We start from the raw sequence: 19,260 nt of genomic DNA on the forward strand, positions 1-19,260 counted from the left end.
GGAGACACCCGTGACACAACCAAAGCCGTCCCTACTCGCAGTCTTCGCACATCCCGATGACGAAGCGCTGCTCGCTGGGGGCGTCCTCGCACAGCACGCCGCCGCGGGCGCGGCGACCGCCGTGGTCACCGCCACCTGGGCCACCGACACACACCGGGCCGTCGAACTCGCCGATGCCCTCGCGATCCTGGGGGCCGGGAAGCCCCGGATGCTCGGATACGCCGACGCCCGCGTTCCCGAGTCCGCGCCCGGCCGGACCCGCCTGTGCGACGCACCCCTCGATGAGGTGGTCGGGCGGATCGTCGGCCACATCCGGGAGCTTCGGCCCCACATCGTGATCACCCACGACCAGTACGGCCAGCTGACCGGCCACCCCGACCACCTGCACACCCACCGCGTCACCCAACTCGCCGTGCACGCCGCCGGACTCCCGCACCTCTACCCCGAGGAAGGCGAACCCTGGACGCCGGGCGCCCTCTACCTGGCGACGCACCCCCAGTCGGGCGTCGCCGACCTCGGCCCCCTACTCGCGCGCGTCGGCAAGACGGTCCGGAGCATCCCCGACGACCAGGTCACCGCGAGCGTCGACGTGGGACCCGTGGCGACGACGAAGTGGGAGGCCATCCTCGCCCACCGGAGTCAAGTCGCAGGCCAGCGAGCCCTGCCAGCCCTTCTCTCCGGCGTCCCGGACGACGTCCGGCACCGGATCCTGGCCACCGAGTGGTACACCCGCCTGGACACCGGTCCCCTGGCCGGCCCCGTGCGAAGTTCCCTCACACCACAACCGCCGTACCCGGCCGTGTGGGACACGATCGGCATGCTCGGCGAACTGTTCACCGGCCTGGACACCGAGCGCGGCATGACCCCGGAGCAGCAGTGGACGCTACAGGTCCTCAAGGTCGCCGAAGAAGTCGGCGAAGCCGCGCAGGCCGTCGTCGGCGCCTGGGGCACGAACCCCCGAAAGGGACAGGGTTCATGGCTGCACGTCCAAGAGGAAGTCGCGGACACCGCAATCACCTGCATGGTCACGCTGTTCCGGATGCTCGGCGCCCAGGCACCCGGGTACCTCGCCGAGGTGCTCGCCCAGAAGTCCGCAAGGTTCACGGAGCTGCGATGCGGAGATTCATGAGGCCAGAGCGGTTGTCGGGTGGAGCGCCCTTCGGGACGCGGACAGGGCGCAGCTCCGCTTGCGCCGCATCTCCCGTGCAGATCCAAACCCTGGCTACGGTCGTTCAGTTGCCGAGGGGGGTTGCCGGCCGGATCCGCACCTGCTGCCGTGACTTGCCCCATGAGTCCGTTGGGGGGACTGATCCGGGATGGAGCAGGGCGTGAACGTTCGCCGGAGCCCGCACGGAGCGGAGGACCTGGGTACGTATCGGGCGCCAGGGCATCGAGCGGATTGGCCAGCAGGGTGCGAACGGCACCGAACCCGCCGCAGTGCTGCATGGGTTCGCCCCGCACCGCTGCAATGGCGGCGGGGCGGGAAACCACTCGCTCCGGCTACTGGTTCTGCGTCCTGCGGCACCCGCACCGTTCTGGACGCGGTGTTCGGGCCGACCTTGAACGGTGAGATAGCTACGCCCCGAGCCTGATCTGTAACCTACGCGAGGGCATGATCGTCCTGCTGGACCGGGACTGCGCCGTCCAGGCAGTGGCCGAGGCGGTCGCCCGCACGGGCGCTCACGTCCCGGTCCGCGTGACGGGGGCGTCGCAGGCCGCCGGTCCTGGGACGATTGGCGGGCGGTTCCTACCCGTCCGGGCTCGGATGCGTTCCGGTCAGGGCCATCGACTGCGCATCACCCTCAGCACTGTTCAGGGACACCGCACCTGCGCATACCGTCTCGTCACGACCCTGACCTGACCCCCGCACCCGCCGCCGCCGAGGTGATCAGGCTCTACCACGAGCGCCGAGAGGTCGAGACCTCCTACCTGGAGATCAAGCCCACCATTTTGGGCGACCGGCCCCTTCCCGCCGAGACTGCTGGCATCGCCCAGGAAGTCTTCGCCCTACAGGTCACTTATCAGGTCCTGCGGTCGGCCCTGGCCGATGCCACCGGCACCCGCAGCAGGAGCCGGATGGCTCGCCGCTTCCGCCTCGGCCAAGTCCGCTGATGACCATGGCCCCGCACAGGAGCAGTTCCGCCGTGATCCGGGGGCGGGGCCATGGCTGATGGGTGCCGTTGCGGGTCCCCTTTGAGGTCCCGATTCGAGTCCCGTTCCATTCCGTGGCGGGTTCCATATGGCTGGGTTCTTTCCGCCAGCGGAACCACATTACGGGCCGAGGCGGGCACCTGATAGGTGGGAGGCTCTTCCGTCAGGCACGCGACGACGGCGCAGACCCGCACCTCCGCAGGGCCTGCCAGTAGCTACGACTGTGCCCGAAAGCGGAATATTGAGCCCGTTTCCACAATGACTCAAAACCGTCGATCCTCGGATCTCGGCGTGGCTGAAACGGTGCCAGAGAAGGCCGATTCTAAGTGGGTCCACACTACACGAGTTTGACAGAGGGGCAATGGTGAGATTTGATCAAATCCCGCTGGAAGAAAGGGTCGCCTGCACAGCGAACTTCACTCGCAGCGTGGAGATGGCGCAACTGACCACGATGCCGTCGCTTCTGGTCTCCGTCGCCGGATCGGGTCCGGCGATTCCTTCGACAGTCCCATGCCCTCTTGGCCGACTGAGTGGTGTGCGTACCTGCCGTTGACGTCGGTGATGGATCTTGTTCGCGTGGGGTGGCTCGGTGGCGCTGCCTGACCCAGTGGGCGCTGGCGCGTGGACGGTCGCCGTTGTGTGGGCCGCCCGCATGCGGTTCCGCTGGGAGGCCCGCAAGTGACGTCGCCTGCAGGCCGTAATCACGATCAGGCTAAATTCGAAACATTCCATACGATGCCCGCAGAATGGGACTCTCCGGGTGTGGACGCAGGAGGATCTACAGTGTCCGTCACTCCCCCTGTCGCGAAAGCGATTCCGAAGCCGTCCAAGCTCGGGATGATGAAAGTAATGGGCGGATCCCTCCGCGATTGGGCTGCCCGCCGGCCTCTTCCCGGGGTCGAACAGGCGACGTCGCTACGACACTCCTCCGACACTCGCCAGATGATCATCATTCTCTGCGCCATGGAGGGCTTCCTGGCATTCCTCGTCTCGAGGATGGTGCCTCCGGTTATGCGCCCCGCGCATGCGCTGTTGGAGATATCGATCATTCTGCTCGGGTTCGGTGCGGTTGCCGCCATGCATCGCCATCCGCACCTCCTCAACTCCGAGCAGATCACGCTGCGGACGGGTTTTCTCGGTGCAGTGGACATCCCGGTCCATGCCATCAGTTCCGTCGGTAGGGGGACGCGCACGGTCACCGGCCGGGGGCTTCGTTCCATAACGGACGAGGCAGACGCCGTTGCCTGCTCCGTCGGCGCCAGCGTGAATATGTACATGGAATTTGATCAACTCCTGAGTCTGGATCTCGGGAAGGCCGGTGTTGTAGCGGCGAAGAAAATTTATTTTGCGGCGGACGATCCCGACACCGCAATGCGAGCAATGCGAGCGGTCGTCAAACCGTAAGGTAATCGCTGTGATTGATGAAATGAAGGAATTGATTTCCTTACCGCTGGATACCGAGGAAGCCCAAGTGGTCGAGCGTCAGGTCGATGCTCACAACAGCCAATCGCTCGACGATTTCATGGAAACTGTTGACCCACGGAGTCCCTTGCCCCGTTTCTGAACAGGAAGTACTGGCTGCTGCGCAACGTCAACTGGACGCCTGGCGTCGTGAGGCGTCTGCGGTGTCCGGCCGCCCGCGCGGGTGAGTTATCCGCCGAGGGCCTTTCGGGGCGGTTGTCGTGCCCGCTGGACCCTGGCACGTTGCTCATGATGGCCGCTCGGACCTTGCCATCGCCGTCACCATCCGCTCCAGGCGGGCCAGCCGGGTCTTCTCGGTGCGGGCGGTGACCAGACCGAGGTACAGGGCGAACCGGTCGGACTTGCCGAGCGTCTCGTAGAACGCCCGCGCCGTCGGATTCGCGTCGAGCGCCTCGACGAGATCCGGCGGTGCGGTGGCATTCCTCTGCGAGGCATATGCCGTCGCCCAGCGACCGTCCGCACGCGCCGCCTCGACCTCGGCGAGGCCGCGGGGGCGCATCCGTCCCTCGGCGATCAGGGCCTCGGCCTTGTCAACGTTCACCTGCGACCAGGACGAGCGGGGGCGGCGGGGTGTCGTGCGCTGCAGGAAGTACGTGTCGTCGAAGCCGCGCCGCAGACCGTCGATCCAGCCGAAGCACAGCACCGTGTCGACCATCTCTTCCCAGGAGAGCGACGGGATGCCGGCATGCTTCTTGGCGATCTTCACCCAGAGCGCGGTCTGTTCCTCGTGATGCTCGTCGAGCCATGCCTCGAGATCGGCCGGGCTGGCGGGGACAAGAATCTCGACGCCGTCCTCGTATGTCTGCATGAATGGCAGGCTAGGGACCAGATAGGACAGGTTCTGACCTACTACGGACACGGGCCCTCCGACGCCCCCGGATGTCGAGCAGACCTGCCGACTCCGGCGAGCCCCGGTGAGCTGAACGTAGAGGATCTCATCCACGCGGACGTTCTTTGGAGTCCGGCGACGGCGGCTACGACCAGGGACTGTCCAATGGGCCGTGTGCGCAGATCAGGGCTGTGGGCTAGTTCGCTGAACGAATGGGTCGCATGTCGCTATTCAGCCGAAGCAGAGGCGAGGATGAAGGGGATCGCGTTTCCTGCCTGGCACGCAAAGCACTACGTGATCCTGGCCGAGCTGCTGGTTCGCCTCGGTAGCTTAGGCCTGTGCCTGATCCGGCGCGTCGAAGTTGACGAGATCGTCGATCCTCGGTGTGTCGAGATGGAGAAAGGTCCGCAGACTCTGCCACGCACATTCGTCATGCCGGCGCGGTCACCCTCGACGGCGGTCGCAACTGCGCGTCGGCCGGAGCGCAGCGGAGGCCGGCGATGCGGGCGCGGGCCATCTGGTAGGTGAGGGCGCGACGACGGCAGCGAGTTCACCAGCTCGTCGCCGTGCTCTCGTACGCCCTCACCGTTCCGGTATGCACCGCACCGTCCGGGACCGGTACCGAATGTCGGGCCAGGCCAGGCCCTGTCATATGCCTACCATCGCCGCCGTTCTCACCAAGGGCTCCGCACCCTGACGCCAAGGGCCCGGACGTACTCCTGGGCGCGAGGGTCGAGCTTGAGCAGCAGGTCCTCGCCGACGACTCCGTCGCGCCGCCAGATGGTGCAGAGGCTTTCCAAGCCCGCTTCGGCGACCTCCGGCTCCGCGTCGGCCGAGGTCTGCAGCAGGGCTTCGACGACCGGCCTGCCCCGCAGTCCCGCAACCGCCCGGGCCATCCCGGCTCGCCGGTCAGCAGGGACGGCCGGGTCGGATAGCGAGCGCAGCACGTCCGCAGTGTCGCGGGCGTCCTGGCAGGGCAGCACCCAGACCAGGTAGACGAACTGCGCGCCGACCACGATCAGGTACTGCAATGGCACGAGCAGGGCCACGGGCAGCAGCAGGACCAGGGGTAGCACGATCAGCCAGCCACCCCGGATCCGCGAGGGGCCTCCGGTCGGCGGCTCGAACCGCCGACCGGCCAGCATGACGAGTACGAACATGGTCACGACCGTCAGGGGCGGCACCACGATCAGCCCCGCTCCCAGCCCCGCTCCCAACGACGCCCAGAAGGGATCATCGCCCAGAACGGGCAGCACCAGGGCCGCGGAAATCCAGCCGAGAGAGGCGGTCATGACGTAGCGCCGTAGACAGACCCACAGCCAACTTCCCGCGGTCATGGCAACTTCCTCATCTCAGCAGCTCTTCGCATAGGCGCCATTGGCCCGCGCCAACGTGAATCTTGATGATGAGTCCGCCCCGGAACCGGCCGAGCAGGGCTTCCCTCAGGCGGAGGTTGCGTAGGCGTGGGATGCGACGGCGCTCGGCCTGTCCCTTCTGTTCCTCCGAACAGCCCTCTCTTGCCGGGCTGTTTCTGCTCCTGCACGGCTCCCTCCAGAGCCGACATGAGGTGGTTGCTGACGCGGAGCCCCGCCGCGTCGTGATGGGCGTGCACCGTGGTGGAGTCCACGTTGACCAGCGACAAGTTCCCCTCCCCGTCCGGGCCGCCACAGCCATCTGGCCTTCCGGCAGGGTGGTGAACACACCGGCGTCCCGCCGGAGGCAGAGGCGTCCGTAGGCGGTCGCCCAGGGGGTTGTGCCGGAACCAGCGCCGTCCCTGCTCGGTCCGGTACGCCGGCGGGGCCTCGGCCCCCTCGGTCCGGACCAGCATCTCCCGCGCTTGGCGGCGGCGCTCCGGGGCCGCGTCCTGCACGGCCGGGAGCGCACCGAACGGCAGCACGGACGCCGTGCTCGGTGGGTCCGCATGCAACTCGCCCGGCGCCGTCGAACCCAGAAAGCCGTTCACCGCCTTTCGGACCGCGACCCGGAGCGTCTCCCGGACGTTGACGAGTACTTCGTACTGCCCGGCGGTCTGCTCCTGGCCGCGGTCCTCGCACGGCAGGCCCGGCAACGCGGCGGCCGCCGCGGGCTGGGCGCTCTGCCGCGCAACGACGAGGTGGTGCGCTGCTTTCAGGATGCGGGTACCGGCACTGTGTCCGCCGTCGGTGCCGCGGCCGTCACCGCTCGGCGGCGCAACCGCAGCGCGGCAACGCTGGACACCGCGCCCAGGAACAGCAGCCCCCCGCCGACGGGCACGGCCGACCGCAGGCCGATGACCAGCGGGTCGTCCTCGTCGATGAGCGCGCCCTTGACCGCCGACAGCGGCACGGTGCCGCCCTCCGCCACCGCGTACTGGTACCGGGAGTCGGCGGAGTTGCCGCGGTTGTCGCCCAGCAGGAACAGCCGGCCCTCGGGCACCTCGACGTGGAACGCGGCGGGCGTCCCTGCCACCGGGTCGCCGTTCATGACGTACGGCTCGTCCAGCGGCCTCCCGTTCAAGGTCAGGGTCCGGTCCCCGGGGGTGTAGGCGACACGGTCGCCGCCCACCGCGACCACCCGCTCCACACCCAGGTGGTCTTCACCCCAGGCCGCTGCGTCGAAAAGCACCACGTCGCCCCGGTCCACACCGGTGACCAACAGGTTGAAGACCATCGATCCGCCTGCCGGAAGGGACGGCATCATATGGTGAGACGGCATAACCCTGGTCGGCATGAAGAAGTACCCACCGAGCCCTCCGACACAGCTCAGAACCCCGCCCAGCACCAGGAGTGCCACCGCTGCCGCCCCAAGACGGCGTCCCCGTCCCCGGCCCTGCGTTCCCACGATCTTGCCCTGCTCTCCTCGCTCCGATGTGCGCCCGAACTGTACGGGCATGCGGCGCGAGGTACGCCAACCGGGCTCCCCGTGGGGGGTCTGCCCAGTAGACGGTGCAACCGGTCTGGTTGCTGAGGTCAGGCTCGGTTGACGGTGAGGCGTCCTTCGAAGGCGATGTCGAAAGCCTGGAGGGCTTGCTTCCAGCGGGTGGGCCGGTACAGACGGGCTTCAACGCTTTCGCGACGACCTCCAGCACGGCCGCGTAGGCCGCGTCGACATCGTCCACCTCGATGCGCAGGTCGGGGTTGACCGGCGTGGTTCATCACCTGGTCGAAGCGCAGCAGGCCGTAGCGATCCCGGCTTTGCCGGCCGCCTCCGGCCGACGCGCCTACCCGCAGCACCCACGTCCACCCGTCGCCGCGCCGATGCACCGATGCGCCGAACGTCCCAACTCCGCGCAGCACAGCAGGCCTCCGCCGGAACGCATCACCGGCACGACCGGGATCCCGAGAGCTCGGGGAACCCGTCCGACAGCCGAGCATCTTGCCCCCATGGGGCATCCGACCGCCGTCCCTGTGGAGTCGGGGTGCGCATAGTTGCACGATGACCGTCCCGCGGGTGGGGTCCCTCGGTCAAAAGCGCTGTCCCAAGGGCTCGCCGCCGCTGCATGGCAGGCGCGGCGCGGGCCACGCCGGCTCCCAGCGCCAGGACGCCCACCGGTCGGCGTCCATGAACGGCCCGGCACGTTCCTCGAGCATCGCGATGACCTGGGCGCGGGCGGCCTCCACCGCTTGGTGCTCGATGTCGGTGACGATGCCCAGGCGCCGGACGTGGGCGTATTCGTCTTCGTCCTTCCACGTCCACGTGCTCAGATCGGGGTCGATGACGAGGTCGACGGTGAGGTCGAAGGTGTCGAAGCCGGTCTCGGTGGGGCGGGTGGGGTGCTCGAAGTTGACGTACCAGTTCCGCAGCCCGGCCGCGGTGAAGAAGGCGTTGATGCTGAACCACGCCGTCGGCGGCTTCCACAGCAGGAGCTCGGTCTCCTGCCACACGCCGGGGGCGAGCTCCCACTCCCCCGTCGCCATCGCATCGAACGCCTCCGAGCGCACCGATCGGTCACCCTCTTCCCAGGCCTTGGCGTACAGGGCCGGCCACAGCGTTTGTGCGCCGGGTGCGCAGGCGGTCACCAACGCCTCACCGGTGTCGGCGATCACACGCAACGCATGCTCGCTCCACACCCGCCCGGAGCGGTGCACATCACGGCGCACCACCGTCTCCCCCACCTCGAAGGTCTCCACCGAGTGCCTCCCTCGCGAACCTGGCCGGGATGTCCGGCCACGCGGGCACCACCTCAGCCCACCGGGGCGGCGTGGGCAAGCCCCCGTTCGCCGCGCTCTGCCCATCGGGGGCCGGAGAGAAGCGCTGACGACGTTGTCGCCACGTGGCCCCGGTCGGGGTGCCGCGAGGTGGCAGGATGACGCGGTGTCCGACTCGCTTCGCTCACTCCCTTGGCCACGGGCCCGTCCGGGATCGTCCGCTATCGGCTCGCCGGGGGCCCCCGGCCCAGGCCCCGATGGGTCCGACCGCTGCCGGACGACATCCTCGCCACCCTCCTGACCGCCCAGGACGGGGGCGAGGACGGCGTGGTCACCGAGCACGAGATGGTCCAGGCGCTCGGCTTCTCGCGGCAGATCCCTCTGTCCTTCTACCGCGCCATGGCCGGGCACGAGCACCCCGGGCTCCGCGTATGCGCCGCCCGGAGGTGACAGTCGCTCACCCCTGCCCAGCAGCAGGCCCTGCTCAACGACCCCGACCCCGCCGTACGGGAAGCGGCGAAGAGCAGCTGGGAGCTGGACCCGGAAGCGGTGGAGACCACGCTGCCGTCCATCGGCTTGCACAGCAAGTCGTTCGTGCTCGGCACGTGCACCCTGTCTCCCGCGCTGGTCGAGCAGTGCTTCGCGGACGACGCGGTGTACCCCCTGGCCTGGAACCGCCACACCCCTGCCGACGCCGTCGCCCGGCTCGCCCGCCACCCCGAGGCGAAGGTCCGTGCGATGGTCGCCGCACGGCCCGACCTGGGACCGCACCTGGTCGCTGGGTTGAGGGAGGATCCGGACGAGGATGTGCGGATGCGCGCACGCCTGCACCCCTTCCCCCGCACATGGGCCGAGCACGCGGCGATCCACGCGGTCATTGGGCACGGCCCGGACTGCACGTGCTCGATCACCGAGTTGGCCGAGGAGCCTTCGCCCGACTGGTTCGCTGCCTGCGCGGCGTCCGGGGAACCGGTGCTCCGCCGTGTCGCGGCGAGCTGGCCGAGCCTGCCCGCGGAACTCGTCGACACTCTCGCGTATGACGACGACGAGGAGGTACGGATCCAGCTGGCCTGCCGCCACCCCCTGGCCCCGCAGCACCTCCTCGTGGACGTCTTCGTCGCCCGCCCGCCCCACCGTCCACACCTGCTGACCCTGCCCACGTTCCCCCGCACCGGCCTCACCCGACTCATCGGCCACCCGGACCCCGAGGTACGGGCCCTGGCCGCAGCCGATCCCGGCCTGCCCGAAGTCCCGTTGAGCGACCCTGATGAGTCGGTGTGCCGGGCAGCCGCCGCCAACCCGCGTCTGGCACCGGGAACCCTGGAGGCTCTCCTCGCCGACCCCCGCACCGCGGAGGGCGCGGCCGCCAACCCATCACTGTCCGTTCCCCGCATGCACGCACTCCTCGACCACTGCCTGAGCAGCGCCCCTACCCCGGCGGCGACGGCAGACATCCACGCAGCAAGGCAACCAGCAAACTGGAGTTGAACGAGAAGGACGGCACCCGCTTCCAGCGGCGGAACGGCGCTTCCTACGCGAGTTGGCCGACCGCTGACAGCACCCAGGCCGCTCCCGCTCCCGGGCAACCGATGATCGGAAGGTGGGGTCGTCAGGCCGGAGTCGTTCGGCCACACTGGTGCGATGAACTTCGGGGCGGGCTTTGGCGAGGGTGGCTGGGGCGATGACGGAGCCCTCCGGGCCGCGCTGGGGCGCACGGCTGAGCGGCTCGGGGTTGACCTCCCCGAGTCGGGCACGGAGTGGGGCAGCCTCGCGGAGTACCTCGACGCGAGGAGCAGTCGATCCGCCCGGCGAGCGCCGTCGAACTTTCCAGGTGTTCCTCAAGGCCAACCGCACACCCTTGGCCTGGGGGGAGACCGCAGACCTGGCCGAAGTGGTCAGGGCGACGGCTGCCTGGACGGGCGGACTGGGCCTCGAAGAAACCAGGGCAAGTGCCCCGTTCGTCCGGTTCAGACCCTGGGCCCTCGTCCAGGAGCGCGAACCGTTCGGTGTCGTGGAGTTGGCGTGGCGCGTCAAGCTCGACCGCGTCCACATGCCGCCGTACGACCGTCATCCGCGCCCCCACGCGCTTCTGGTGGCGGCATACGCCCGGCCGGTGCTCCGTCAGTTGATGCCGGTCAACAGTCACTTCAACCTCTGGTTTTCCACCAGTGTCGAGGAATTCTGGAAGACGCGGGTCGGATACACCATCTGCCCGTACGACGAGGGGCTGTACGGGGTGCGACACGGAGGCAGGCTGGTCGCACGCGCCGAGACGCCGGAGGAAGCCGTCGCTCTCGTGGTGGCCGCCCTCCCGGAGGGGCTGGGACCGGCGAGCTGAGGCCAGAGGACCGCGGGCGGGTGTGGGGCCGTACGGCACTGCTCTGACCAGCGGCCGGGGAGAGATTGCCCTCCCCGCCCCACGGCACTCCCTGGAGTGACGCACTCACGTTCCCCACCTGGCACCGAGCGCCGCGCGCTTGGGCCACAAACCGCCGTATCCGCAGTTGAGTTGAGAAGCCCGTTGCGGGTCGAAGTGCTTCGGCTGCGAGAGCGGCGATCACTAGGGTGGCGGCGGCCCGGATGTCTGGGCCGTTGACGCGGGCCGCGGTGAGGGGGGACGGGCCGTGCACGGTGACGGTCCGGCCGTCGATGCTGACCTGGGCGCCGAGGGCCTGCCCGGGGGGGGTGATGTGGGCGGCCCGGTAGGTGTACTTCCACTCCTCGACGCGGGAGGTGCCCGGTGCCTGGCCGGTACACGGGACGGCCCTTCACGCAATCCTCGCTCAGCCGTGCTGCGTGCCCGCTCGGTCAGCACAAGGTGCGGCACCACGTGCGCCTTCCCGCTGTCGGTCACCGGTAGAAGTCCCAGCGGCCGAAGCGGGCCAGCAGGCGGCGCGCCGCCGGCTCGTCCAGCCCGAACGCCGCGGCCGCCTGCTCGAGCGTAAGGTCCGTCCGGGTAACCGTGAGCGGCCCAGTAACCCACCCGTTCGGCCGTGACCTCAAGGCGGCGTGCAGCGCGGACCGCGGCGGCCGGGGAGGTCTTCGTCAGCTTGTCGATCTCCTCCTCCAGCCGCGCGAGCAGCGTAGTGACCGCCTCGGGCAGGGGGATCGCCGACGCCTCGACCTGGGAGGTGTGCCCGTCCCAGTCCCGCAGGCAGGCATCCGCCTCGCCGGCGCCGGCCTCCGCCAGGGCCTTGCCTGCGATGCTCTCCCAGTCCAGCCGGTGTTCCGGGCCCGTCCAGCCGCAGGAACACACCGCGCGCAGCGCGGCCGCACGCGGCACCCGCGGGGAGCGGCCGTCGTAGACGTTCCACTGCGACACCGTGGAGCCACCCGCGCCGGAGCCCGCATCGAAGTACACGGGACCGGGCACCGTGCCGTCTTCCTGGAGCACGCCCACCGCGCCTTGGTGGGACCGGCCGAACTCGTCCGTCGTCCACGTCTCCCGCTCACCTGCGCCCATGACAGCCCTCCAGCTGTGGTCAGTCCCGGGCGCCCGGCGGAGGGCGCCGGCTATGACGATGCCGCAGCCGGACCTGGCGGCGCGGCACAATCCCCGAACGAGCAGGCGGAGCAGCGATGTCCTGGGGCCGGTGCGCTGCTGCACGGACGTCCGTCCGGTCCGCCTCGCCCGCCCTCGCCCGTACGCGGTCCGTCCACACCCAGAGGTTCGTGGTGGCTCGTACCGGCCGTTCACCGCTGATCATCGCTGTCACGCTGATCACCGCTGATCACCGCCAAGGTTCGCAGGCTACGCCGTCGCCATCCCGGTCGAGTTCCGATCGGTAGCCCGGCTCCCCGCGGTGCAGCGGCGCGGCGCCGGCCGCGCGAGCGTCGGCACACCTTCGGTAGTACGCGTTCGGAGCCTCGGTGGCAGGTGCGGCCGATGTGGTGGCCGGGCTCGGCTCAGCGGGCGTGACCGGGTCCGCAGGCGAAGGGGGTCCGGTCGGGGTGGCGACGTGACGTCCGGCGCTCGGGTGAGTGTCGGTACGGTGCCCGGCGTGGCCGCGGAGGCAGTGCCGCGCCACCCGGCCGGAGATCCGGAACCGCCGGCCGGACCCGTTCAACCGTTCAGCCGTTCGCGCTTGCGGCTCGGGCACGCAGCCAGTGACCACGGCACGCCGCGGTGTCCCCATGCGACCCCGGCCAGCCGGCGGCCACCGGACGGTCCGGCTGCCGGAAGTCGCTACGACGAGGCGACCGGGATGCGCCGGCTGCCAGTGAAGCCCGTGAAGCCAGCGACGGTTTCAGGCGGGGCCGCCCGCACCGGGATCGAGCCGGTCGCGGTCCAGGATGCGTTCCTGAGCCCAGTCCCGGTAGTCGGTGGGTCGTTTGTACGGCCGCTGAGACGACTGGTACTTCTGCCGGACGTTGGCCAGATGCGTGCGTACGGTGCTTACCGCGCAGTCGAATTCTGCCGCGATGTCCTTGTGGGACACACCGTCGCCGACGAGCCGCAGGATCTCCTCCTCGCGCGGATATAAAGGCGGCGGACTGTCGTCCTGTGCGAGCCAGAACGCGTGGTCGGCCGTGGTCGGCACCTGACCCGCCGCGATCTGGCGCACGACCTGGACGAGGGTGTCCAGGCCGTGCTCAGGCTTGAGGAGATAAGCCGTTGCGCCCGCTGCGGTGACGTCGCCGATCCACTCCTTGGGAGGTACGACCGTCATGACCACCACCTTGTGCCCGGCCGCGGTGAGCGCCCGAACGTTCTCCCCCGGCATGGATTTGTCACCCAGGTGCAAATCAAGGGTGACGATGCCGGGCGCGGACTTGGCGGCAAGGAATTCAGGCAGCGAAGGGAAGGCAGTGGCGCGGATCTCGGTCTCCGCTGCCAGCCACGAGACGATGCTGCTGCGGAACATCCTGTCGTCGTCGATCACACTGATGTCGATCACTGAGGCCATTTCAACTCCACGGTCGTTCCGCTGCCGGGCGTGCTCCTGATGGTGGCGAGGCCGCCGATCGCTTCGAGTCGGGCGGTGACCGAGCGCTCCAGGCCCCGGCGGTCCGCTGTCTGCGGATCGAACCCGGCGCCGCGGTCGGTGACGGCGATGCGTATCCCGCCCCGGGCGTACTTGGCCGCGGTGACCCGCACCCAGTCCGTTCGCGCGTGTGCGACGACATTGTTGAGCGCCTCGCAGGTGGCCGACGTCAGTGCCTCCACCACCTCCTCCGGCAGATCCGCCGGCAGTGTCGAGATGGTGCTCTCCACCCGGTCGAGTACGACCTGCGCCGTGTGCGCGCGGATCATCGTGGCCAGAGACTCGCCGAGTTGGAGAGCGGACGTACCGGATTCCACGTAGGTCATCGTGCGCAGGAACTGCAGATCCTTCCTGGCCAGCCGTTCGACCTTGTCGGCGCCCATCGTGTGAGCGCCCTGAGCGATCACCTGGAGCGTCTGCAGGGCGTGGTCGTGCATCAGGCCCTTCTGCCGTTTCTCCTCCTCCACCCGTGCCTTCGCGTTTTCGGCGGTCACGGCGCGCGCCGTGGCGTCGTCCGCGGCCACCGCCCCGGCCAGCAGCAGCTTGCCGGTGAAGCCCGCGACTACGGCGAAGAGCGTCATCATCGTGCTGTTGGTCAGTAGCTCCAGCCTGCTGTCCGTACCGACCGCAGGCCAGGCCCCCACCACCCAGGCCGCTATGACGGCGGCCACCGCCGCGCTCCGGTAGCGGCCGCCATAGATCGCCGCCGTCACCGTCACCCCGCACAGGGGTGGGATGACCCAGTTGCTGATGGACGCCGCTTCGACCGGCGGATACGAGCGGCTGATCACCAAGGCGTAGGCGACGGCCAGCACCACGTCCGCGGCCACCCAGCGGCCGGGCAGCGCGTCACGGCGGATCGCCGTACCGAAGAGGACAGCCGAGAACAGCGCGGCCAGCACATAGCCGACCGGGACTTGGAGCGGGTAGGCGCTGAGGCCGTCACCGACGAAGGGCACCCACAGCCAGAGCGCGAACTGAACGGCCCGCAGAAAGGCCAGAGCACGGAGGAGCATTCGATTTGTCCGTTCCAACGCCGTTTCCAGAGCGGGTTGCGATGTCATGCCTCACCATGGCAGGGCCGGGGCGGTCCGCGTCATCCTTCCGACAGCTACCCCCTCGCCGTCCATGGACCGGGGGTCCATAGCGGCGGGGACGTCCTCCGCACGTCGATTACGCCCTCTGCCGCCCCTCCCTACCGTCGTGATCCGCAGGCCCCGTGCACCGCGCGGCTTGGTGGAGTGGGAGGGAGATCGGACATGGACAGCTCGGTCCACAAGGGACTTCTCGTTCTCGTAGTGGTCCTCGTCGGTGTCACCACGGCGCTGGCCGTCAGCCTCATCGGCGTCATCGGCGAGGCGGACAGCGCCAAGCGCACCGAGGCGTTCCGGCATGGCGCCGTCGCCTTCATGGGCGCCGTCTCGACGACCGTGCTGCTGCTGAACGCGGCCGGCGTGCTCGGCGGCGGGGACTAGGGCGGGGCGGGTCGGGGCTGGTGTGCACAGGCCGGCGTCGGCCTGGGGTGCGGCCCGCCGGGGCGACGAGGGCGTATCGGGGCCTGCTGGGAGGGGCCCTGATACGTCGGGAGAGGTGCCGAGAGCCGGGGCCCTGAGGGGCGCCGGCTCTGTTGGCGGCCCTCGCGCGCCGGCGCGCTCGTGCGGGTTCCCTGGTGCGCCCCTCCGGCAGCATGTGACGCCGGTGTGGCAGCGAGGCCTCCAGTGGGCCACCGAAGGAGTGTGAGCGCTCACATCGATCTCGTCAACGGCTGTGACGGAAAACTGCCCTGATGGCCCTTCAGTTACGAACGGGTGGCGACCAGGCCCTTGACGCCCTCTGACATGTCATGGTCTTCTCCCTGAAACACGCCGGATGTTCGACGTTCAAATTGTTAGCGCTAACAAAACGCCGGAGAACCAGGGTCTCACCTGCAGGGGTCACGTCTTGGCGCCGCCTCGGACCTGCCGTGCCGGTCCGCACGCACCGAGGAAACCCGACCCCTGCCCAAGTCGCCCCCAGGAGGGTGCAGATGAACGTTCCAGTTACAGCTCCCCGAACCTCGACACTGCGAGGATGGCGTCCACGGGTGGCCGCCCTTCTCTCGATGGTGTTCGTGGCCGGCTTCCTGGTGATGGTGAATCCGTCGACCGCCTTGGCGGCCTCCGTCGACACCGGCAAGTGGTACGTGCTGGTGAACCGCAACAGCGGCAAGGCGCTGGACGACTACAACTTCGCCAGCGCCGACGGTTCGCCCGTCGTCCAGTGGAGCCGGTCCGGCAACCAAGCCCAGCAGTGGCGTTTCCTGGACTCCGGCAGCGGCTACTACCGGCTGCAGAACCGTAACTCCGGCAAGGTCCTGGACGACTACGGCTGGTCCTCGGCCGACGGCGCCGACGTCGTCCAGTGGAGCGACCTCAACGCGACCAACCAGCAGTTCCGCCTCGCGGACTCCGCCGACGGCTACGTCCGCCTCCTGAACCGCCACAGCAGCAAGGCACTTGAGGTCCAGAGCGCCTCCACCGCCGACGGCGCCAAGATCGTGCAGTACGCCGACTGGGGCGGCGGCAACCAGCAGTGGCAGCTCGTCCCCGTCGCCGACGTCGACACCGGCACGTGCTCTCTTCCCTCGACGTACCGCTGGACATCGACCGGCCCGCTGGCCCAGCCGAAGTCGGGGTGGGTCGCACTCAAGGACTTCACCAGCGTCGTCTACAACGGCAAGCACCTCGTCTACGGCACGACGCACAACACCGCCACCGGGGAACAGGGGCGCTGGGGACTGACGAGCTTCAGCCCCTTCACGAACTGGTCCGACATGGCCACCGCCACCCAGAACACGATTCCCTTCGACGGCATCGCGCCGACGCTGTTCTACTTCGCCCCGAAGAACCTCTGGGTGCTCGCCTATAACGGGGGTTGGCCGCACACCTTCTCCTACCGCACCTCTAGCGACCCCACCAACCCCAACGGCTGGTCCGCGCAGCAGGAGTTGTTCTCGGGCACCCTCCCGGTCGGCGGCCCCCTCGACGTGACCCTCATCGGCGACGACAAGAACATGTACATGTTCTTCGCCGACGACAACGGCGGCATCTACCGCGCCGGCATGCCCATCGGCAACTTCCCGAGCAGCTTCGGTTCGTCGTCCACGAAGATCATGAGCGACACGGCGGCCAACCTGTTCGAGGCGCCGGAGGTGTACAAGATCCAGGGCAAGAACCAGTACCTCATGATCGTCGAGGCGCAGGACTGGCGCGGCCGCTTCTTCCGCTCGTTCACCGCCACCAGCCTGGACGGCACCTGGACACCACAGGCCGACACCCAGAGCAACCCCTTCGCCGGCAAGGCCAACAGCGGCGCGACCTGGACCAACGACATCAGCCACGGCGATGTGGTGCGCACCAACCCCGACCAGACCAAGACCGTCGACCCCTGCAACCTCCAGTTCCTCTACCAGGGGCGCGACCCCAGCACGGATGGCATGGACTACGGCATCCTGCCGTACCGGCCGGGGGTACTAACGCTGCAGCGCTAAGGCCTGTTGCGGAAGTGGATCTTCGACGTTGATGCGCACGCCCCGTGGGACGTGCGGACCTGACGAACGGCCAGTGGGCCCGCTTGAGCCATTGCTGCCGCGGGGCATCAAACCTGGTCGGGGCGGCGACGGAGGGCTGCCGACGGGACCGGTCGCGGACGCGGATGACGGGGTGTGTCCGCGCCGGCCCCAGGTGCGGGGAGAGGAAAGGGCAAGGCCGGGCCCTTCGGCCCGGCCCTCGATCTGGCGGGGGTTTTCAGGAGGCCAGTCGGGTTCCGCGCCGCCACACGGAGCGGGTGTTGAGGCTGTCGGTGATGGTGGTGGTGGGGTCGCCGTCGACCAGGAGCAGGTCGGCGCGCAAGCCCTCGGCGATGCGGCCGCGGTCGGAGAGACGGAAGCGCCGGGCGGTGGTGGCGGTGGCTGCGCGCAGTGCCGCCGCGGGGGTCAGGCCGGCTTGGACGAGGTGCTGCAGTTCCTGGTGGACGCTGGCGCCGTGGGCGAGGCCGCCGAGGAACGGCATGGGCAGGGAGGCGTCGGTGCCCACGAGCAGGTCCACTCCTGCGTCGACGAGGGCCTTGACGCTGTCCAGGACGTCCTGGAGCTTGCCTTGGGGGTAGTGGCCGAAGCAGGAGCGCAAGGTGGTGTCCCAGTCGGTGTCCAGGCGGGAGGACACGCGAGGGTCGTCGGCCAGCTCGCTGCCGGTGATGCCCATCATGGAGGCGTTGAGCACGGTGCAGGGCACGACGAACATCCCGGCGTCCTTGATCATGGTGATGATCTCGTCGGTGGGGGGCTCGACGAACAGGTGGACGAGGCCGTCGATGCCGGCCTGGACCGCCATGCGGGCGGCGTCGATGGTGAGCACATGGGCGACGCTCAGCACACCCAGCTTCTTCGCCGCGGCGACGCCGGCGTTCAAGGTGTCCTGGTCGAGCATGGGAAGGCCCGGATGCCCCTCGACGCTGCCGTCGTCGATCATGAACTTTATGTAGTCCGAGCCGTGCGCGATCAGCTGCGGAACGGAAGCCGCCGCAGCCTCGGGACCAGTGGCGTCGGGGCGGTAGGGCGGCGCACCCCGGTGCCCGCCGCCCTGCCCGCCGCCCTGTCCGCCACCGACGGGCCTGCCCGGGTCGAAGCCTTCGGGGAAGAGCTCGCTGGGGTGTCCGCCGGGCGGGGTCAGCGCGAACCCGGACGAGCGCACATCGGCCACCGAGTCGTCCTCGCTGATCGCTCCGCGCCGGTCTCGGGTGTGCACACCCTGCATCTCCAGCTCGGTGGTGACGCCGAACTTCAGGGCCAGCGCGAGGGAGTCACGGTCGGTATGGACGTGCGCGTCGATCAGCCCCGGCAGCAGCGTAGCCCCGGAGCCGTCGACGACCTCGGCTCCGGCCGGGGCCTCCCCGCCGACCTGAACGATCCTGCCTCCTTCGATCACCACGGTGGTGACGCCCAGGGGCTTCTCCCCGTCGAAGACCCGGGCGCCGGTGATGGCGGTAGTGCTCATGGCTGTGCCTCGTTTCTGGTGGACCGACTCCTCACTGTATACCTTGAGTCATATACATGCGGCACGCATGTTGATTAACCGTGTCGTAGATTAGGGGTGTGACCAGCCAAGGACATCGTGCGCCCGACGACGACTCCCTCCTCGACAACGTGGGGCCGGCGCTGTCCCGGCTGCGTCGGCGCATCGGCGGCGGTCGCGGAGACCTGACCCGCAACATCGTGCTGAACGTGGTCGGCGACGCAGCAGACCGGATCACGGTGGGAGGAGTGGCCGAAGAGATGGGCGTCGCCCAGCCCGTCGCCAGCCGTGCCGTTGCCGCATGCATCGCGGAGGGCCTGCTCCGTCGAGTCGCCTCCCAGCAGGACGGGCGCAGCAGCCTGCTCGAACTCACCGACGCGGGAGAGGCCGCGCGTCGGGCCTACGCAGCCGAGCAGCGCCGTGCCTTCGAGGAGATCACCGCGCAGTGGGACACCGCGGACCGCTTGCAGTTCGCACGCTTCCTCACCCGCTACGGCCGGGACGCGAGCGACTGGACGGCCCGCAGGCGACCCAGCGGCAGCCGGTCGGACGGCTGAACCGACCACTCATCGACGGCCGCCCGCCATCTCCACCGGGCGGACGACCGTGTCTGAAATGTCGCAAGGCGACGGCTA

At 69.1% G+C, this 19,260-nt stretch carries 17 protein-coding genes and 2 pseudogenes; 10 read left to right on the forward strand and 9 right to left on the reverse strand.

Going from position 1 to position 19,260, the window contains the following annotated elements; genetic code table 11:
* Positions 1–10 precede the first annotated feature (10 nt).
* The 4 genes and pseudogenes from ABZY31_RS12815 to ABZY31_RS12830 form a co-directional block, all read left to right on the forward strand.
* A pseudogene (locus ABZY31_RS12815) lies at positions 11–748 on the forward strand (PIG-L family deacetylase); the annotation flags it as partial.
* A gap of 1,136 nt (positions 749–1,884) precedes the next feature.
* The gene (locus ABZY31_RS12820; protein ID WP_356408464.1) at positions 1,885–2,112 is read left to right on the forward strand and encodes a hypothetical protein; all 228 of its coding nucleotides are present in this window, start codon (positions 1,885–1,887) and stop codon (positions 2,110–2,112) included.
* 981 nt (positions 2,113–3,093) lie between these two features.
* Positions 3,094–3,555 carry a hypothetical protein gene (locus ABZY31_RS12825; protein ID WP_356408467.1) on the forward strand — a complete coding sequence of 154 codons (462 nt, stop codon included), beginning with the start codon at positions 3,094–3,096 and terminating at the stop codon, positions 3,553–3,555.
* A gap of 10 nt (positions 3,556–3,565) precedes the next feature.
* On the forward strand, positions 3,566–3,715 hold the full coding sequence (locus tag ABZY31_RS12830; RefSeq protein ID WP_356408470.1) for a hypothetical protein: 150 nt from the start codon (positions 3,566–3,568) through the stop codon (positions 3,713–3,715).
* 144 nt (positions 3,716–3,859) lie between these two features.
* On the opposite strand, the gene ABZY31_RS12835 is transcribed toward ABZY31_RS12830, so the two are convergent.
* The 5 genes and pseudogenes from ABZY31_RS12835 to ABZY31_RS12855 all read right to left on the reverse strand — a co-directional run bounded on the left by ABZY31_RS12835 (position 3,860) and on the right by ABZY31_RS12855 (position 8,571).
* Complete coding sequence (locus ABZY31_RS12835; protein ID WP_356408473.1) at positions 3,860–4,441, reverse strand: YdeI/OmpD-associated family protein; 582 nt, start codon at positions 4,439–4,441, stop codon at positions 3,860–3,862.
* Positions 4,442–5,136: 695 nt separating this feature from the next.
* Positions 5,137–5,799 carry a hypothetical protein gene (locus ABZY31_RS12840; RefSeq protein ID WP_356408476.1) on the reverse strand — a complete coding sequence of 221 codons (663 nt, stop codon included), beginning with the start codon at positions 5,797–5,799 and terminating at the stop codon, positions 5,137–5,139.
* Between the two features lie 46 nt (positions 5,800–5,845).
* Positions 5,846–6,211 (reverse strand): annotated as a pseudogene (locus ABZY31_RS12845) (hypothetical protein); the annotation flags it as partial.
* A gap of 378 nt (positions 6,212–6,589) precedes the next feature.
* The gene (gene lepB, locus ABZY31_RS12850; protein WP_356408479.1) at positions 6,590–7,333 is read right to left on the reverse strand and encodes a signal peptidase I; all 744 of its coding nucleotides are present in this window, start codon (positions 7,331–7,333) and stop codon (positions 6,590–6,592) included.
* Between the two features lie 572 nt (positions 7,334–7,905).
* Positions 7,906–8,571 carry a DUF402 domain-containing protein gene (locus tag ABZY31_RS12855; protein ID WP_356408482.1) on the reverse strand — a complete coding sequence of 222 codons (666 nt, stop codon included), beginning with the start codon at positions 8,569–8,571 and terminating at the stop codon, positions 7,906–7,908.
* A gap of 210 nt (positions 8,572–8,781) precedes the next feature.
* Here ABZY31_RS12855 and ABZY31_RS12860 point away from each other — a divergent pair, with 210 nt between their 5' ends.
* The 3 genes from ABZY31_RS12860 to ABZY31_RS12870 all read left to right on the forward strand — a co-directional run bounded on the left by ABZY31_RS12860 (position 8,782) and on the right by ABZY31_RS12870 (position 10,927).
* A complete protein-coding gene (locus ABZY31_RS12860; RefSeq protein ID WP_356408485.1) occupies positions 8,782–9,039 on the forward strand; it encodes a hypothetical protein in 258 nt (85 codons plus the stop codon).
* A gap of 99 nt (positions 9,040–9,138) precedes the next feature.
* Positions 9,139–10,077 (forward strand): hypothetical protein, encoded by a 939-nt coding sequence (locus ABZY31_RS12865; RefSeq protein ID WP_356408488.1) that lies wholly within the window; start codon positions 9,139–9,141, stop codon positions 10,075–10,077.
* Between the two features lie 343 nt (positions 10,078–10,420).
* Complete coding sequence (locus tag ABZY31_RS12870) at positions 10,421–10,927, forward strand: DUF6193 family natural product biosynthesis protein (RefSeq protein ID WP_356408491.1); 507 nt, start codon at positions 10,421–10,423, stop codon at positions 10,925–10,927.
* A gap of 1,393 nt (positions 10,928–12,320) precedes the next feature.
* Here the strand turns inward: ABZY31_RS12870 and ABZY31_RS12875 are convergent.
* The 3 genes from ABZY31_RS12875 to ABZY31_RS12885 all read right to left on the reverse strand — a co-directional run bounded on the left by ABZY31_RS12875 (position 12,321) and on the right by ABZY31_RS12885 (position 14,590).
* On the reverse strand, positions 12,321–12,725 hold the full coding sequence (locus ABZY31_RS12875) for an excalibur calcium-binding domain-containing protein (protein ID WP_356408494.1): 405 nt from the start codon (positions 12,723–12,725) through the stop codon (positions 12,321–12,323).
* 111 nt (positions 12,726–12,836) lie between these two features.
* Positions 12,837–13,487: a response regulator transcription factor gene (locus tag ABZY31_RS12880; RefSeq protein ID WP_356408497.1), complete on the reverse strand. Its 651-nt coding sequence runs from the start codon at positions 13,485–13,487 to the stop codon at positions 12,837–12,839.
* Positions 13,484–14,590, reverse strand: a complete 1,107-nt coding sequence (locus ABZY31_RS12885; RefSeq protein ID WP_356408500.1) for an ATP-binding protein — start codon at positions 14,588–14,590, stop codon at positions 13,484–13,486. Before ABZY31_RS12885 ends, ABZY31_RS12880 begins: the two co-directional genes overlap by 4 nt.
* A gap of 243 nt (positions 14,591–14,833) precedes the next feature.
* Between ABZY31_RS12885 and ABZY31_RS12890 the strand changes: the two genes are divergently transcribed.
* Together ABZY31_RS12890 and ABZY31_RS12895 are read left to right on the forward strand one after the other, a co-directional pair.
* The gene (locus ABZY31_RS12890) at positions 14,834–15,049 is read left to right on the forward strand and encodes a hypothetical protein (RefSeq protein WP_356408503.1); all 216 of its coding nucleotides are present in this window, start codon (positions 14,834–14,836) and stop codon (positions 15,047–15,049) included.
* 551 nt (positions 15,050–15,600) lie between these two features.
* Positions 15,601–17,103 (forward strand): non-reducing end alpha-L-arabinofuranosidase family hydrolase, encoded by a 1,503-nt coding sequence (locus ABZY31_RS12895; protein ID WP_356408506.1) that lies wholly within the window; start codon positions 15,601–15,603, stop codon positions 17,101–17,103.
* 256 nt (positions 17,104–17,359) lie between these two features.
* Here the strand turns inward: ABZY31_RS12895 and ABZY31_RS12900 are convergent, their stop codons facing one another.
* The gene (locus tag ABZY31_RS12900; protein ID WP_356408509.1) at positions 17,360–18,607 is read right to left on the reverse strand and encodes an amidohydrolase family protein; all 1,248 of its coding nucleotides are present in this window, start codon (positions 18,605–18,607) and stop codon (positions 17,360–17,362) included.
* Positions 18,608–18,696: 89 nt separating this feature from the next.
* On the opposite strand from ABZY31_RS12900, the gene ABZY31_RS12905 reads away from it, so the two are divergent.
* Positions 18,697–19,182, forward strand: coding sequence for a MarR family winged helix-turn-helix transcriptional regulator (locus ABZY31_RS12905; protein WP_356408673.1), 486 nt, complete (start codon positions 18,697–18,699; stop codon positions 19,180–19,182).
* Positions 19,183–19,260 lie beyond the last annotated feature (78 nt).

This window comes from Streptomyces sp. NPDC006529, from assembly GCF_040611795.1.
GTDB lineage: Bacteria > Actinomycetota > Actinomycetes > Streptomycetales > Streptomycetaceae > Streptomyces.

Coding starts and splice junctions, on each gene's coding strand:
- ABZY31_RS12825 (WP_356408467.1), top strand. CDS start 3,094: ATGATCATCATTCTCTGCGCCATGGAGGGCTTCCTGGCATTCCTCGTC.
- ABZY31_RS12835 (WP_356408473.1), bottom strand. CDS start 4,441: ATGCAGACATACGAGGACGGCGTCGAGATTCTTGTCCCCGCCAGCCCG.
- ABZY31_RS12840 (WP_356408476.1), bottom strand. CDS start 5,799: ATGACCGCGGGAAGTTGGCTGTGGGTCTGTCTACGGCGCTACGTCATG.
- lepB (WP_356408479.1), bottom strand. CDS start 7,333: ATGCCCGTACAGTTCGGGCGCACATCGGAGCGAGGAGAGCAGGGCAAG.
- ABZY31_RS12875 (WP_356408494.1), bottom strand. CDS start 12,725: ATGGGGACACCGCGGCGTGCCGTGGTCACTGGCTGCGTGCCCGAGCCG.
- ABZY31_RS12885 (WP_356408500.1), bottom strand. CDS start 14,590: ATGCTCCTCCGTGCTCTGGCCTTTCTGCGGGCCGTTCAGTTCGCGCTC.
- ABZY31_RS12890 (WP_356408503.1), top strand. CDS start 14,834: ATGGACAGCTCGGTCCACAAGGGACTTCTCGTTCTCGTAGTGGTCCTC.
- ABZY31_RS12895 (WP_356408506.1), top strand. CDS start 15,601: ATGAACGTTCCAGTTACAGCTCCCCGAACCTCGACACTGCGAGGATGG.
- ABZY31_RS12900 (WP_356408509.1), bottom strand. CDS start 18,607: ATGAGCACTACCGCCATCACCGGCGCCCGGGTCTTCGACGGGGAGAAG.